Below are 16020 nucleotides of genomic sequence, written 5' to 3'. Positions count from 1 at the left end.
CGACGCGTTCTTTCCACAGCGCTTCGCGTTCGATATTTGCCATTCCTATCTCCTTTTCAAAACCGGAGTATGGCTAGGTGGAATTGGCAATGGAAGGTGGGTGGACTGGACGCTTACAGTAGCGGGAGGAAAACCCACCGATGATCGTGCCCAAAAGTTGCACTAGCAAGGCGAGGATCAGACCGAAGGTCGATGTTTGCAAAACCGAAGGCCAGTGCGAGCTGGTGGGTCCCGCGCAGACGAAAATTATGGTCAATGCGAATGCGCCACCAGAGATGATCTGGAACATACGCCATACCCCTGCTGTCGAGAATCGATCCACCCGGGTGAGCAGCGCCACTGTAGCCATCAAAACGACGGGCGCCAGGGCGCTGGTCGAGAAAAAGATCTGGGGAACATTCATCGCATGACTTTCTTGAAATTCGTTGGGGGGGATCATGCTCGTGTTAGCATGTTCTGTAAAATACATTGATTAGAACAAATCGATACATAAAACAGAACTATGCAGCTCGACCAACTTAACTTCCATCATCTTTTCTACTTCTGGCGAGTCGCGAAGGTGGGGCACCTTACCCGGGCGGCCGAGGAGTTACATACCTCCCAATCGGCAATTTCAGCCCAGATTCGCCAACTGGAAGAGCGCATCGGCGAGGATTTGTTCATCCGTGAAGGCCGTCGTCTGACGCTGACCGACACCGGACAGTTAGTGCTTGCCTACGCCGACAACATCTTCGGCCTTGGCCAAGAGATGCTTGGTCGGTTGGAGGGGCGATCAGTCGGGATTACTCGGCTGCGCGTGGGCAGTGTTGCCACGCTTTCGCGCAACTACCAGGAGAACTGGATTCGACCAATGCTCGCAAACCCTTCGATCGTACTGACCTTGGAGTCTGGACTGTTGGAAGGGCTGATCTTGCGACTGGTTCAGCATCAACTGGATGTAGTGCTTGCCAACGAAACCGTCCCAGTCAATCCAGATCGTCCTCTACATTGTCGGTTTCTCGGTAGTCAGTCGATCTCTGTAGTGGGGCCGGCCAGCCGCTGGAAATCAAAGAGCCTGCGCATTCCTGATGACTTGGATGGTGAAGACATAGCTTTGCCTGGTCCGCGCCACGCCTTGCGCGCCCAATTCGATGCGCTGTGCGCTTCTTCAGGCGTGAACCCTCGACTCCGAGCAGAGGTGGATGACATGGCCATGCTTCGCTTGATTGCGCGCGACAGTGGGTGGTTGACAGTGCTGCCAGAAGTCGTGGTGCAAGATGAGCTACGGACCGGTGTTCTCGTGGCCGTTGGTCATTCAACGACCTTGCAGGAACGCTTTTACGCTATCACCACACCACACCGTCATCGCATTGCAGTGCTAGATCAACTGCTGTCCGGGGCGGCCTCGCCCCAATCCACATAAATTAAGACATTTCAGCAGTTTTTCTGAGTCATCTTTTTGTGTGGTTTTGCGCCTGGTGATTCTTCTGTACTTTTTCGTCTTTGCCGTTTCGGTACGCAGGGGGACCGCGTTGGCGCGCTGAAGCGGATGAAGAAGGAAAATGCAGGCAAATCGTACTTTGACTTGGATGTCAGCATTGGTGCGATTCCGGCCGGTTGTGAACTCAACGATGTTTTCCGATTGCCAAGCTGCTATCATCTCTCGGCAGGCAGCTATCGGCCAGAACCGTCTGTCAGACCACAAATAAGTCACACAATGAATCGCAGCTCTCAACGCATTGCAGACGTTGAGTGCGAAGCATGATTTGAATAGGTGTCCACAAAAAAGCGAGTCAAGTCCCTGTAGGTTCCTGATAAGAATGGTTCGTGATGAGTTCGTTAGCGCATATAAAGTCCTTAAGCTCTCGCTTTGAGCGGGCGCCTGCAATAATGCGCTACGGCGTCGTGGCATCACTGACCGGGCTTTTATCCTGGCTCGACATCGTAACTCCAAACTACATTTTTATAACTGGATTCTACTTCCTACCGATTTTTATTGCAGCTTGGTATTGCGGGGCAATAATTACCGCGTTGGTTGTCGTTATCTCCATTGTCATCGGAATCTTTTCGGCAGCGCAAAATTTGCCGGGCAAAGCGCTGTACTGGGAGGTGGGATTGGCCTACTCCTCAGTGCTGATAGTTTTCGTCATATTTGGCCTGCAGATGTACTTCCTGCGGTCAATGTTCAACCACCTTCATGCGGAAAGTCGAACCGACCCGTTAACAGGCCTACTAACGCGCCGCGGGTTTTCCGAAGCGGCTGAATTTGAAAAGGCTCGCTCGGCGCGGTACGGGCACGATTTTACGATTGCAATGATCGACTTGGACAATTTCAAGCTCATCAATGATACGCAGGGACATGCGGCAGGGGATGCACTTCTAGTTTCTGTCAGCAGATGCATGACGGAGGTACTGAGGGAAATTGATTTCATTGCTCGTTTTGGTGGCGACGAGTTCGTTGTCTTGCTACCTGATACGAACCTGGAAGAAGCGAAAATATTACTTGATCGAATGATGACAAGCCTTCGGCCCCTTCTGCAGTCTTTCGACAACCGCGCCGGTGCAAGCATTGGGGCAGTGACGGCTTCCGCTGACACATCATTCACTTTTGCTGAACTTATGGCGAAGGCTGATGATGTAATGTATTCGGTGAAAAAGGAAAGGAAAGATCGCGTGGTCGTTGAGCAGATTTCTTGAGATAGGCATCTTCGGAGAAATAAGCGAATGGCAACTTTCAGCGGACACCGGACGGTCGTGAGAAAAACGGCGAGCGGCAGCAGTGGGGCAAAAACGGTCATCCCCAAGTTGCTGACGCTGCCGATGCCGCCGGGGTGGCGCCAGTAAAATATTATGGGAAGCAAAATTAGCTTGTGGCCCCGCTACGTACGACGTTTTAGACGGCAGCTTTCCATAAGCATCTGCTTTTCATAAGAACGGTTATGCAAAGCTTTCCATAACCGATCCACTGCATCTTAGACCCCTACATCGACCGATGCGACGAACGTCAATCGGCTTCATCCGGTCCACAGCAAGGACGCCTTGCTACTTGCTGCAAGGCCGCGATCACGTAGCCTTTCTGGACGCCAGCTGGCGCAGCACATAGTGCAGGATGCCGCCGTGGCGGAAGTACACGACTTCCTTGGGCGTCATCAACAACACCTGCACCTTGAAGGAAACCAGGCGACCATCACCGCTGGTGGCGACAACGTCGGCGATTCGGCCAGCACCATCTCGCAGACCGGTGATGTCGAACGACTCATCGCCCGTCAAGCCCAGGGATGCGCCATTCTGACCGGCCATGAATTGCAGCGGCAGCACCCCCATGCCGACCAGATTGGAGCGATGGATGCGCTCGAAACTTTCGGCGATCACGGCCTTGACGCCTAGCAGCAGCGTGCCCTTGGCCGCCCAATCTCGGGATGAACCCATGCCGTATTCCTTGCCGGCGACAACCACCAGCGGCACGCCGTCAGCTTTGTATTTCATCGCCGCGTCGTAGATCGCCAGCTTCTCGTTCGACGGATAGTGGATGGTGGCGCCACCTTCCTCTCCGGCCAGCATCAGGTTCTTGATGCGGATGTTGGCGAAGGTGCCGCGCACCATCACGTCGTCATTGCCACGACGCGAGCCGTAGGAGTTGAAGTGCGCCGGCTGCACACCGCGCGATTGCAGGAAACGACCGGCTGGCGAATCGGCCTTGATGTTGCCGGCCGGCGAAATATGGTCGGTGGTGATCGAATCGCCAAACAGGCCAAGCAGGCGCGCGCCATGGATGTCGCCGATGCTGCCGACACTCATCTGCATGCCTTCGAAGTAGGGCGGATTTTTAATATAGGTCGAAGCCTGGTCCCATTCGAATGCTGCGCCATCGGGCGAGGTGATCTGGTTCCAGCGGCTGTCGCCTGCGAAGACATTGGCATAGTTGCGCTTGAACAGCTCCGGGCTGACATTGCGTGCGATCAAGTCCCCTATTTCCTGGTTCGACGGCCAGATGTCATGCAGGTAGACCGGTTCGCCATCACTGCCGGTGCCTAGCGGCTCACTCGTCAAGTCGATGTTCACCGTGCCGGCGAGCGCATAGGCGACCACGAGCGGCGGCGAGGCCAGGTAATTCATTTTCACTTCCGGATGCACCCTGCCTTCGAAGTTGCGGTTGCCGGACAGGACCGCGGCGACGACCAGGTCTTGCCCGGCAATGGCACGCGAGACGTCGTCGGGCAGCGGGCCGGAATTGCCGATACAAGTGGTGCAACCGTAGCCGACGATGAAGAAGCCGAGCTGTTCCAGGTCCGCCAGCAGGCCTGCCTTGGTCAGGTAATCGGTCACCACCAGGGAACCCGGGGCCATGGAAGTCTTGACCCATGGCGCGGTCTTGAGACCCTTGGCCACGGCATTGCGAGCAACCAGTCCGGCCGCCAGCATCACCGCGGGATTGGAGGTGTTGGTGCAGGAGGTGATCGCGGCGATGACCACGGCGCCGTCCTTGAGCGCGAAATCGCTGCCCTTCAACGCTGGGCTCGACGCGTGGACCGAGGTGTCATGCTCGACGGCGGTGTCGCCACCCTCGTCTTCGAAGCGTTGCACGGCAACCTTGCCCGGCTTGCGATTGGCGACGAAACCATTCAAATTGGTGGTGAAATTGTGCTTCATGTCCGACAACAGCACGCGGTCTTGCGGTCGCTTCGGACCGGCGAGTGACGGCAGCACGGTGCCCATGTCCAGATGCAGGGTCGCGCTGTACTCGGCCTCCTGGTCGCTGCGCCACAGGCCTTGCGCCTTGGCGTAGGCTTCGACCAGGCGGATCTGTTCCTTACTGCGCCCGGACAGGCGCAGGTAGTTCAGCGATTCGTCATCGATCGGGAAGATGCCGCACGTGGCGCCGTATTCCGGCGCCATGTTGCCGATCGTCGCGCGGTCGGCCAGCGGCAGGTGATTCAGACCGTCGCCATAGAATTCGACGAACTTGCCGACTACGCCGAGCGAACGCAGCATTTGCGTGACGGTCAGCACCAGGTCGGTTGCGGTCGCGCCTTCGGGCAGCTTTCCGATGAGCTTGAAGCCGACCACCTGCGGAATTAGCATCGAACTTGGCTGACCCAGCATCGCGGCCTCCGCTTCGATGCCGCCAACGCCCCAGCCCAGCACGCCCAGGCCATTGATCATCGTGGTGTGTGAGTCGGTGCCAAACACGGTGTCCGGAAAAGCGTACTTCACGCCCTCAATATCGCGCGCCATCACCACGCGCGCCAGGTTTTCCAGGTTCACCTGATGCACGATGCCGGTGCTGGGCGGCACCACCTTAAAATTGTTAAACGCTTTCTGGCCCCAGCGCAGGAAGCTGTAACGCTCGCCGTTGCGGGCAAATTCGATCTCGCTGTTGATGTCGCGCGAGTCGGGCTTTCCGTAGGAATCGACCTGCACTGAATGGTCAATTACCAGCTCGGACGGGATCAGCGGGTTAATGTTGGTCGCCGAGCCGCCGAGCTTGACGACGGCGTCGCGCATCGCCGCAAAATCGACGATGCAGGGCACGCCAGTGAAATCCTGCAGCACCACCCGCGCCGGCATGAAGGCGATTTCCGTTGCCGGCTCGTCCGTCGCTTTCCACTGCGCCACGGCCTCGATCGACGCCTTGGTGACCGACACGCCGTCTTCGCAGCGCAGCAAATTCTCTAGCAGGATTTTCATCGAGAACGGCAGTCGGGCCAAGTTGAAGCGCTGGCCCAGTTTCGCCAGGCTAAAGATGGTGTAGTCGGTGCCGTTGACGGTGAGAAGGTCGCGGGTGGAGAAAGAATCGCTCAATTGGTGCTCCTGAAAAGGAATTGCCATGGATTTCGGACGGCGTTAACATGCAGAAAGACTTTCAATCTATCAGAGATCAGCGCTCCTCGTGAGCAAGGTACGACAGGTTCTGCGAGGCGAACAGCACGCTCTTGAGGGTGGCAACGCGCCGCCGCCAAGAGCAAATCCCAGCCGCCACCGCTGGCGCAAACCGGTTTCAGGCACGACCTGTGGCAACCGCTTCAATGTGGGTCCAGTCCAGACTTCTCTTGTGCGCAGCTTGTGGCTTCTTTGCGCTATGCGCAATCTGGTTTGGAAAAACAACCGCTTGAACAGCATGGTTGAGTAAATTAGTTAAGTATTATAAGCTTGATTGTTGACTAAATTAGTCGGGTATTCCGACCCTCGGTGTTTTGAGTGAAGTTTGACAGCAGATATCGCCTCAATTGGGCCGGTCGAGCAGGCATTGCAACGACGTCGTCGGTGCGGTCAAGGGTCAAGGGCAGGCGCGGCCCGCATTCGGCAAGCGGCTAGTCCGGCGACAATTTAAGGCTCAGTTTGTATTGGCTCTGACGCCAAACTAACCCACGCTGCCGATTTTGACCGCCCCATCTCAAGACCTTTTAAATTCTTACTGCATGCACCTTTCAGACCACGGAGATGGGTCATTGAAAATCGGCGCCCTGGGTCAAAAACTCATCGGCGCCAACATCACGGGGAATTAGCCCAAAAAGAGTATGCTGTCCGATTAACCCACACCTCAAAAACTTCTCCATGAAATATTCCATTCACGACGCCAGCCGAGGTGCGAGGCCTCGGCGTACGATATTGATGGCAACCCTTGCGAGCGTGTTCTCGCTGACAATGCTGCCTGCGACCAGCAACGCGACCGAAGAACCCTCCTACACCGTCTTGCGAACTTTCTCAGATTTTGAAATTCGCCAATACGCGGCCTACACCGTCGCCGAGGTACTGGTCCCGGCTCCCGCCAGCGATGCAGGGAACCGCGCATTTCCCGTTTTGGCGGGCTATATCTTCGGCAAGAACAAGGGCGAACGCAAGCTTGCCATGACCGCACCCGTGACCCAGACCCCCGCCCCCGTAAAACTGGAAATGACGGCGCCGGTGACCCAGAGCGTCGCCACCGGCGGCATATTGGTGCAATTTGTTCTGCCTAGAGGCATAACTAAAGAAAATGCGCCGGAACCCCTCGATCCCCGCGTCATGCTGCGCGAAGTGCCGCCCAAGCAGCTTGCGGTGATCCGTTATTCCGGCTTTTGGTCGGAATCGAATTATGACAAGCATTTAGCCAGACTCCAGGAAGGGCTGCGCGCAGCCAATATTGCCTGGAAGGGCGAACCCGTGCTTTCCCGCTACGACAGCCCTATGACCCCCTGGTTCATGAGACGCAACGAGATTTGGCTGAACCTGGATTGATCGGAAGCACGGCAGGAAGCGGGCTGCTGTGGGATCAGCATGCCCTCGGTCGGCCCAGCGTGCGGTGCCGGATCGTCGAGCAGAAAGTCCTCCTCTCCGGGCTATTTCAAGTGCCCCCTCACCTCAAGCATTTACCACCACTTCCCCCCTACTAATCCCGTGGGGTGTTCACACAGATCGGCCATTGGTGCCAAGATCGCTCAAATTTTTTCTGCACGGTGCTGAACGCAATCTGTCTCTTACGCACTGCTGTCAGTATCAATTCGAGCGCCAGTCCGGGGTGCACCAGGCGTTTTCATCGTCCTTCTTTACTGTGCGCTCCAGAGCCGTCGATATGCCCCGTCAGGATCATAGTCATGGGCCTGCTTCTGGATATTGAATCGTCTTCCGTTTCGCGGATCGGTTCCTCGACCAGCGATATACAACCAGTTGCCTTGATTACTGTAGACGTCGTAGTCTATCAATTGCGCCTCAAACCAGGCCGCACCTGCTCGCCAGTCGCAACCCATATCATGAATCAGGTAACTGGCGACAACCTGACGCAGGCGGTTGGAAACATAGCCGGTGATGCTGAGTTCTGCCATCCCTGCATCGACAAACGACTCTCCGGTTCTGGCCTGGCACCACGCGTCGAATGCGCGCGCATCGTGGCTGGGCTGGGGCAAGCTGGTTAGGCCTTGTGCGCGGTAAAGCTGCGGTCCGTACTTCAGATGCAGTAGGCGGAAATAGTCACGCCATAGCAACTCGAACCAAATCCAGTAGGTGCTGTCGTTGGCGCCGTGCGCCGCTTCGAATTCCTTCAAAACAGCATAGCTCTGGCGAGCGGACATCGCTCCGGATGCCAGCCACGGGGAAAATTTAGTAGAATAATCGACACCTGTTATACCGTTGCGTGTCAGCTTATAGGTGTGCGCCAGCTTGCGATCGAAATACTGGTGCAAATGTTCAGAGGCTGCACTTGCGCCGCCAGAAAACAGGGGTAAAAAATACGGAAACGATGAGCGCCCGCCAGTTCGATACGTGACCGAATTTGAAGCTTGATGCTCAATTGGCTCCGCATCGGCGAACCCGGACGAGATCGCGCCCTTAGTCGCACCCCATTTTTCGACCAAGGCCGCATAGGCCGGCGGCAGCGCCGGAATTTTTTGCGGTCTTGCCAGCGGCGGCGGCGGCAGAACGTGGTGGCGCTCCACCGTCGTGCGAAAGCTGGTAAAAACATCAGGCAAATCATCAAGCGCGAAGGGCAAGTCGGTTGGATCGAGCAGGCTCGATTGCCACACTGTCTCCACGGTCAAACCCGCGGCACGTAATGCGGCAACTTCCTCTTGCTCTTCTGGTGCGGCAATTTCTTCGCAATAGATCGTGGTCGCGCCAATTGCACGCGCCAATGCGGGCAGCAATTCGGCTGGCGGTCCTTCTACCTCCAGCAACCGACTGTCGTGCGACTTCAATTGCATTGCTAAGTCAGCCAAGGTTGATGCCAGAAACTGCTGGCGATGCCGACTGGTGCGTGGCACTTCCCATCGCGTCATTTGCCACGCGGCGACGTCATGGCAGTATACAAGCAATAAATTGTTTGCTTTCTGGCACGCCTTAAGCAATCCTGGATTATCATCCAGGCGCAAATCATTGCGGAACCAATAAATGAGCGTCGTTGGTGACGTTGCGGCAGCATCGGATGCAGCAAGCGGTATCGATGTATTCATGCTTTACGTTTGCTATCTCGACGACAGCGATCTAAATAGTATTTCACGTCGCTCCACACTTTTTCCCATTTTTTCCGCCATGTAAATGGCAGATTGCATTGCTGACAGAGTTTGCTCGGAAAGTCGGATTTTTTTCGCATGCGCATTTGAACAATCTTTGACTAAGCTCGCATTTGATGGTGCGCCACCTGAGCTGAACGAAGTTATAACACAAGTTGTGAGGTCAGGGACCGGGTAGCCTGCTCGATGTCAAGAACGCGATGGCACAGGTGTGATGCCGATTGCCATGAAGGTTGACACCGAGGCCGACGCTCCAGGACTTGGCGTCCGTGCGCCGCTCGAAGGTCGCGGCTGCTACGATGACAAACATGGTAACTTTGAGGTAAGAATATGAAAACAAACATGAAAGCAAGCGCGATCGCATCGCTATTGATGGTGTTTAGTTTTAGCGCGGGTGCCGCCGATGCACCGCCCGCTAATGCTGCCAAATCACTCGCCACCATTGCGGCGCTGGACGTGCCGCGTTATATGGGAACCTGGTACGAAATCGCTAAATTTCCCAATCGATTCCAGAAAAAATGCGCCGGGTTCACCAAGGCGACGTATTCCGCCATGGCCGATGGCACGCTTCAAGTGGTGAACCGCTGCCGCACCTCCAATGGCGAAACCGAGGAGGCCATCGGCGTCGCGCGCCAAGTCGGGGGGGCAGACTCACCCCGGTTAAAGGTGCGTTTCGCTCCGGCTATTTTGTCCTTCCTGCCGATGGTATGGGGCGACTATTGGGTCATTGACCTGGACCCTGGGTACCAGTTGGCCGCCGTCAGCGAAGCGAAACGCGAGTACCTGTGGATCCTTTCGCGCTCGCCCAAGGTCGACAAGGCACGCTACACAGCGCTGGTAGCGCGCCTGGCGGAGCAGGGATTGGATGTAAGAAAACTTACTCCAACCCAGCAGGAATAGCCGGCAATACATGGGCGTCGTTTGCAAGACGCCGGTCTTGCAAATCCTTGTGTCGGTGCTTCGATTCCGCTCCGGGCCATCAAGAACATCGTTCACGCAACGCTCACTCATGCAATTGGCGCTGTCGTGTACGTGTACGGGCTCGATCGCCCCTCGTATCTGGTCAATTTCCGGTCCAGAACCAAAGCAGCTCGCAGGGACGCCAAGTGACACTGAAATATCGAGCTTGCTAAAACTTGGAAATTCTTATAACCACATTGCACTTTGCTCGCGCCAAGCCGCATCGGCTGCATCGGCCCGCATGGGCTTGAAATAATAGTAACCTTGTACAAAATCGGCACCCATTTCCCACAACAACTTAACCTCGGCGGCCGTTTCGGCCCCCTCGGCTACTACGTCCATACCCAAGATGTGAGCAAGCATCATGACCACTTCGGCAATCTGGCGCTTGTCATCGTGCAGGTCCATCTGGCTGACGAAGGAACGATCGATTTTCAGGGTGTCGATCGGCAGGCGCCTCAATTGGCTCAGTGAAGAATAGCCGGTACCGAAATCGTCGAGCGATAGCTTGACGCCCAGTTGCTTTAACTGCAGTAAGATGCCCAGTGCGTGCTCAGGGGCGGCCATGATCGCGCTTTCTGTCAATTCCAGCCTCAAGGTGCCTGCAATGATGCCCGTCTCGTTCAGAGTCCGTTCAACCAGCGCGGTCAGGCCGTCGTAGGACAGCTGCATGGCCGATAGATTCACACTCATCGTCATCGAGCGGCCGCTGTCGTGCTGCCAGGTGCGCAGCTGCCGGCATGCATGCAGGAGGATCCAGGAACCCATCGCGTTAATCAGGCCGATCTCTTCGGCCACCGGGATGAATTCGGCCGGGCCAACCGCGCCGTAGACCGGGTGGTCCCAGCGTAGCAGCGCCTCGAAGCCGCAAATCAGGCCATCGCGAGAGCTGACGATCGGCTGGTAGGCCAGCCACAATTCACCCCGGTCTTGCGCCAAGCGCAGTTCCGATTCCAGCCGCAACCGACGTAAGGCCTTCTGCTGCATGACGGTGTCGAACATGACCCAGCGTGCCCGGCCCTGCTGCTTAGCGTAATACATGGCAATATCGGCGTCGCGCAGCATGTCCTTCACGTCCTCGTAGCCGCTCGCGCTTTGGGAGATGCCGATACTTGCGGTGACGATGACCTGCTGCTCATCGAGCGCGAAGGCTTCGGCCATGACGTTAATCAGCCTTTCGGCTACGCGCACTGGAACCTGCTCGCTGCTGATATTGTCGAGCAAAATAATGAATTCGTCGCCGCCCATGCGGGCCACGATATCCTCGCCGCCGTCGTCCTCATTTCCACGCGTTACCAGATCGGTCTGGCGCAGCGCGGAAGACAAGCGGTTGGCGGTGGCGATGATCAACTGGTCACCTGCCTGGTGCCCCAGGCCATCATTGACCGCTTTGAACCGGTCCAGGTCGACGAATAATACGCTGAATTTGTAGCCTGGTAGGCGCTTAGCGCGTCGTCCAGCCTGCTGCAGGCGGTCGAGAAATAGTTTGCGGTTTCCCAGTTGGGTCAGCGGATCGTGATGCGCGTCGTGCGTCAGCCTGGTCTTGGTACGGTTGCGTTCGACCACGCGTCCAAGCTGGATGCCGATTTGGGCCATCAAGCGCAGCAGCGCCTCGTCAGGGGTCTGGTGCTTCATGCTGAAGAACTCGAGCACAGCCACTACATCGGTGCCGATCATCACGGGGAACGCAAACAATGAGCGCAAGCCTGCGCGCTTCGCTTCCGGCAGACGCGGGTAGGCATCCGCATTAAGACTGCCGACGTTGACCCAAGCCGGCGCACCGCTTTCAACTACCCGACCAGGAAGGCCGGTACCGTTGCTAAATGCAATCGATTCAGTCAGCGCACGTAAGGCGTCGTACTCACCACCGCTTTCGTCATGCCAAGTGGTCGTGGAATGAAGCGTCTGGTCAATGCCGTCATCGGACAGCAGCAGATGGCCCAGCGGCCAGTATGCGAACTTACATACTGCGGCGAGGGCGTGGCACATCGCGTCTTCCACGCTGGTAGCCTGGTTCGCTGCCGTAGAGATCGTTTCCAGCAAGACAATCTCCTGCTGCCTTTGGAACAGATCGCGCAGACCGCGTTCGGCGATCGCTTCAGCTTCATGGCGCGTGGTAGTCGCGCGCAGCAGGCGTCGGTTCAGGCGTGCGATCTCGGCGTTGAGCGCCGCCGCATCATTGCTGAAATCGGACATGGAACACGCATTTAGAAGCGCCTTCATGCATGCATTGTTGCTGCTCGATCTCCGCATGCTCATGGAAATGCTGGGCGGCGCCCCTCATAAAGCCTTCCGCTAATGCGCACAACTTGCGCGGCGAGCTGTAGCCGATAATTAAGCTGCCATCATCGTTGGACCCAAAATCGAACACCGGCGTAATCGCACCCGGATACAGTTTGTGCACTTCTGGATGAATGATGTTGTTCAGTGAGAGCAGGAAGCTGCGTGTTTCGGCATGGTCGTTGAAAAAGCCGGGATGACGGGCGAACAGCAAGGGCATGGCGCGTTGGCCGAACCAGCGCAGGACGTCGGAGGGCGGAAGGTTGAGCGCCTTCGACGCAACGCCGACCAGAGCGACGATCTCGTCGTCGGCATAACTGCCGAGGGACGTGTAGGCGCCCGACAGATTCGCTTCGTCGAGCAGCTTGTCCCAAGTCTCTTCGCCAAACTCTGTACTGACGGCCTTCTCAAGCAAATTGAAGACGATGCCTTTCATGAAGCTCCCGTATTTTGAGAAATATACTAAACTTATTGTAGCTGAAAACAATAGTTGAAAACGTTCCCAGTTGTGGACGACGGCGTCGGCAATATGGCGTAAAAATGCTTGTATGAACGATGCCTTCGTGCCGGCCCGGCCCTAACAGACGCAGGTCAGATGAACCGCACTTGAACCGCTTATAATTGAAATTATTGCGAATTTCGTTAGACTTCCGCAGTTTAACTGACTAGGATCCGAAAAGTACCGTTTATTACCGGTTCATTTCCGGTTCATTTAACTTGAATTATATAGGACTACACTATGAAAAAGCTCTTACTGGTTGCTGCGCTCACCTTCGCATTTGGTGCGGCCCGTGCCGCCGACATCGTCGATACCGCAAAGTCCACAGGTAGTTTCAAAACTTTACTGGCAGCAGTTGAAGCAGCCGGCCTAGTGGACACGCTCAAGGGCCCGGGCCCGTTCACGGTATTCGCACCAACCGACAAGGCATTCGCCAAGATCCCCAAGGCCAAGCTGGCTGCACTGCTAAAGGATAAAGAAGCACTGGCAAAGGTGCTGACTTACCACGTCGTCTCGGGCAAGATCATGGCAGCTGACGTCAAGCCGGGCAAGGTCAAGACAGTGGAAGGCGGCTCGGTGACCGTCAAGATCAAAGGCGGCAAAGTCATGATCGACAATGCACACGTTGCCAAGACCGACATTGCCGCCGACAACGGCGTGATTCACGTCATCGACACGGTGCTGATGCCGAAGATGTAGTGTTAAACAGCGCCAGCATCCGTGCTGGCGCCTTGCTCAATCAACAGTGGAAACGCGCCCGATGATGACCAGCCTGCCTGACCAGTTTCACGCGTTGATAATCGGCGCATCCGGCACGATCGGCGCAGCGTTTGTTGATCTGCTGCGGGAATGCCCGCGTTGCGCCTCGGTGCAAGCGCTCCACCGGCAGAGCTTGCCCCACCTCGATTTCACAGACGAAGGCAGCATTGCCGAAGCCGCAAGCACACTGACTGCTGGCCCGCGCTACCACCTCATTATCAATGCAGCAGGTGTCTTGCATGCTGAATCGTTCATGCCTGAAAAGCGCTTGGCAGATATGAATTACGCGCAGATGCAAGTCACGTTTCAAGCCAATGCCTTCGGTCCCGCGCTGGTGATGCGCCACTTTGCGCCGCTCCTGCACAGCGAACGGGCAGTCATGGCCATGCTGTCGGCGAAGGTGGGCAGCATTGGCGACAACCGGCTGGGTGGCTGGTACAGCTACCGAGCGTCAAAGGCTGCGTTGAATATGCTGATCAAGACTGCTGCGATCGAGCTGGCGCGCACGCAAAAGAACAGTGTGCTGGTTGCGCTGCATCCGGGCACCGTGAACTCGCGCCTGTCGCGCCCTTTTCGCGGCGAAACCATCGGCCGTCCCGCGCGAGATGCCGCGACCGACATGCTGAACGTTCTCGACCAGCTTACGCCTGCCGATAGCGGTTCTTTCAGATCGTACGACGCAGCGGAACTGCCCTGGTAGCGAAACCTAAGGCCAAGCAGTAGCAATGCGCCATGCCAGCGCGCGCCCGCTCAACCAAGCCGCTTCGACGGTGCCGCCGTTCAGCCAGTCGCCACACAGACCCAGTTGCAGCCCCGCGTCCCAGATGCAGACCTCGTCCCGCGCCTGCACCGTGCTGGCGTAGCGCCAGCGGTGCATGCGCCAGCGTTCCGGCGCGGGCGCTCCCAATTCGGCAAAGGCCGCCAGCAACTGAGCGGCGACCTGGTCCGCATCAAACTCAATATGTGCCTCGCTCCACTGCGCGCTCGCGTGCAGTAACCAGCACTCGCTGCCGGTGCGCCCAGGCTTGGCGCTGTCGCGCGCGACCCAGCGTAGCGAACCGCGGTTGACGAAAGCGGCGTCAAAACCCAGGTTCAGCGGCGCCGCATATTGCAGCATCATGGCCCAGCACCCCTCCATCGCGGTCCCGGCGGCCAAGGCTGCCTGTAGCGGCGCGACGTCACTCGACAGCGCCGCGGCCTGCGGCGCTGGCACCGCCAGCACCACAGCATCATAAAGTTGCACGAGCGGCGCCTTATCTTCCACATGCAAGCGCCAAAGCGCGCCTTCGCGCTGCAGCGCGCTAATCGTGACCCCGGTTTGCACGTTCAATGCGGACGCCAGCAACAGCGCAGGCGCCGTCATCCGTGGCGTGCCGACAAAACGCTCGGTAGCGCCACTCTCGTCGGCGGTGCCGTCGGCATTAAAGCGTCGCACGTGCGCGTCCCACCGCGCAGCCGCCCCGGCCCGCTCCCAGCGCGCCACTTCCGCCCGGAAGTGTGGGTCACGCGCGGTGAAGTATTGGGCGCCATGATCGCATTGCCAACCGTCGCCGCGCCGGGTGCTCATGCGCCCGGCCGGACCGCCGCTCTTTTCAAATACGCTTACCCGGACACCTGCTTGCTCAAGCGCGTAAGCGCAACTCAGGCCGGCCAGCCCGGCGCCTATGATGGCGACGTGGCGCGGCGCTGTGATGTCAGCGGCGGCCATGGTGCTTACATCCCTGCAAGCAGCGGCAAGCCTTCGGCGCGCGCCAGCCGCTCAAGCGCGGCCTCCAGCAAAACGCGGACAGACCCGGCTGCATGGTTGAGTTGCTCGTGCAGCCGCGCGTCGTCACCACAGATCACCGTATTTCATCTTATTAGCCATGTTTTCCTCGTTCCCTTAAACTTCAAATTGCCAGTGCGACCACGCCTTCAGCGTCGTAGTCGCGATATGCTGAATGAGTCATTCCCGCGTAATACAGCCGATTCCCGCGCAGCTTGCCGGGCCACCCGGCCACAACGGGTTTTGAGTGTGCCAACCGTTTGATCAGATCAAGCGGGTTGATCTGCAGGCCGCGCTCAAACAACAACTCCAGGTTGTCGAGCAACAGCAGGTCGCCTTCATTGGTCTCTCTGTCGGCCATATCGCGCAGCAGCTGACCGACAGAAAATCCGCGCGCAGCGTGCGGGGTAACTGCCAAACGGCTCCCCAACTCCAAGTTGATGTTGAGCGGTTGAACGCCCAATTTTTCTCTCAATTCGCAGAGCAGCTTGGTCTTCCCGCTGCCACGTGGCCCGGCCAACACAATCAGTTTGGTGTTGAGTTCGCAAAGTTGCCCTAGGTATTGCTCCAGTTTTGTTAGCATGCTCGCTCCTCAATACGACTCGACGTCGTGCCGTATGTGGTCAGGTGCGCGATAACCTGGAGCTAACAACGCATTCTTTACACCATAAAGTGCTAGGGAAGCACTGATTTATTCTTCGGGCACTGGTTCCGTCTGCTAGCAAGACCTGAGACAATAACGGCACGCACACTACCGTCCAGTTGATCATGCAGAAGAGTTTTTCCGACCTTGA

The 16020-nt window shown here is 57.1% G+C and carries 14 protein-coding genes; 6 read left to right on the top strand and 8 right to left on the bottom strand.

Annotation, left to right across the window (positions count from 1 at the left end; all coding sequences use genetic code 11):
* Positions 1–73 precede the first annotated feature (73 nt).
* Positions 74–439: a hypothetical protein gene (locus ACP7DD_RS25515; RefSeq protein WP_426178080.1), complete on the bottom strand. Its 366-nt coding sequence runs from the start codon at positions 437–439 to the stop codon at positions 74–76.
* Between the two features lie 63 nt (positions 440–502).
* Between ACP7DD_RS25515 and ACP7DD_RS25510 the strand changes: the two genes are divergently transcribed.
* On the top strand, positions 503–1402 hold the full coding sequence (locus ACP7DD_RS25510) for a LysR family transcriptional regulator (protein WP_426178078.1): 900 nt from the start codon (positions 503–505) through the stop codon (positions 1400–1402).
* A gap of 467 nt (positions 1403–1869) precedes the next feature.
* The gene (locus ACP7DD_RS25505) at positions 1870–2676 is read left to right on the top strand and encodes a GGDEF domain-containing protein (RefSeq protein ID WP_426178076.1); all 807 of its coding nucleotides are present in this window, start codon (positions 1870–1872) and stop codon (positions 2674–2676) included.
* A 366-nt stretch (positions 2677–3042) separates the two neighbouring features.
* Here ACP7DD_RS25505 and acnA read toward each other — a convergent pair whose 3' ends face one another.
* A complete protein-coding gene (acnA, locus tag ACP7DD_RS25500) occupies positions 3043–5808 on the bottom strand; it encodes an aconitate hydratase AcnA (protein ID WP_426178074.1) in 2766 nt (921 codons plus the stop codon).
* 726 nt (positions 5809–6534) lie between these two features.
* On the opposite strand from acnA, the gene ACP7DD_RS25495 reads away from it, so the two are divergent.
* Positions 6535–7197, top strand: a complete 663-nt coding sequence (locus ACP7DD_RS25495; RefSeq protein WP_426178073.1) for an SOUL family heme-binding protein — start codon at positions 6535–6537, stop codon at positions 7195–7197.
* 308 nt (positions 7198–7505) lie between these two features.
* Here the strand turns inward: ACP7DD_RS25495 and ACP7DD_RS25490 are convergent, their stop codons facing one another.
* The gene (locus ACP7DD_RS25490) at positions 7506–8903 is read right to left on the bottom strand and encodes a DASH family cryptochrome (RefSeq protein WP_426178071.1); all 1398 of its coding nucleotides are present in this window, start codon (positions 8901–8903) and stop codon (positions 7506–7508) included.
* Entirely contained in the window at positions 8900–9043 is a 144-nt protein-coding gene (locus ACP7DD_RS25485; RefSeq protein ID WP_426178083.1) for a DUF2256 domain-containing protein, read from the bottom strand. The genes ACP7DD_RS25490 and ACP7DD_RS25485 overlap by 4 nt, the downstream gene beginning before the upstream one ends.
* A gap of 250 nt (positions 9044–9293) precedes the next feature.
* Here ACP7DD_RS25485 and ACP7DD_RS25480 point away from each other — a divergent pair, with 250 nt between their 5' ends.
* Complete coding sequence (locus ACP7DD_RS25480; protein ID WP_426178069.1) at positions 9294–9863, top strand: lipocalin family protein; 570 nt, start codon at positions 9294–9296, stop codon at positions 9861–9863.
* Between the two features lie 246 nt (positions 9864–10109).
* Here the strand turns inward: ACP7DD_RS25480 and ACP7DD_RS25475 are convergent, their stop codons facing one another.
* Together ACP7DD_RS25475 and ACP7DD_RS25470 are read right to left on the bottom strand one after the other, a co-directional pair.
* The gene (locus ACP7DD_RS25475; RefSeq protein ID WP_426178068.1) at positions 10110–12119 is read right to left on the bottom strand and encodes a putative bifunctional diguanylate cyclase/phosphodiesterase; all 2010 of its coding nucleotides are present in this window, start codon (positions 12117–12119) and stop codon (positions 10110–10112) included.
* Positions 12100–12639 carry a heme NO-binding domain-containing protein gene (locus ACP7DD_RS25470; RefSeq protein WP_426178067.1) on the bottom strand — a complete coding sequence of 180 codons (540 nt, stop codon included), beginning with the start codon at positions 12637–12639 and terminating at the stop codon, positions 12100–12102. Before ACP7DD_RS25470 ends, ACP7DD_RS25475 begins: the two co-directional genes overlap by 20 nt.
* Positions 12640–12942: 303 nt before the next feature.
* Here ACP7DD_RS25470 and ACP7DD_RS25465 point away from each other — a divergent pair, with 303 nt between their 5' ends.
* Positions 12943–13401, top strand: a complete 459-nt coding sequence (locus ACP7DD_RS25465; protein ID WP_426178066.1) for a fasciclin domain-containing protein — start codon at positions 12943–12945, stop codon at positions 13399–13401.
* A 64-nt stretch (positions 13402–13465) separates the two neighbouring features.
* Positions 13466–14161 carry an SDR family oxidoreductase gene (locus ACP7DD_RS25460; protein ID WP_426178081.1) on the top strand — a complete coding sequence of 232 codons (696 nt, stop codon included), beginning with the start codon at positions 13466–13468 and terminating at the stop codon, positions 14159–14161.
* Between the two features lie 6 nt (positions 14162–14167).
* Here ACP7DD_RS25460 and ACP7DD_RS25455 read toward each other — a convergent pair whose 3' ends face one another.
* Positions 14168–15169, bottom strand: a complete 1002-nt coding sequence (locus ACP7DD_RS25455) for an NAD(P)/FAD-dependent oxidoreductase (RefSeq protein ID WP_426178065.1) — start codon at positions 15167–15169, stop codon at positions 14168–14170.
* Between the two features lie 181 nt (positions 15170–15350).
* Positions 15351–15809 (bottom strand): BREX-3 system P-loop-containing protein BrxF, encoded by a 459-nt coding sequence (brxF, locus tag ACP7DD_RS25450; protein ID WP_426178063.1) that lies wholly within the window; start codon positions 15807–15809, stop codon positions 15351–15353.
* Between the last annotated feature and the right edge of the window lie 211 nt (positions 15810–16020).

It is taken from the genome of Massilia sp. TWR1-2-2 (genome assembly GCF_049897565.1).
Classification (GTDB): domain Bacteria; phylum Pseudomonadota; class Gammaproteobacteria; order Burkholderiales; family Burkholderiaceae_D; genus JAFCUW01.
This window is presented reverse-complemented; position numbering and strand designations above follow the sequence as displayed.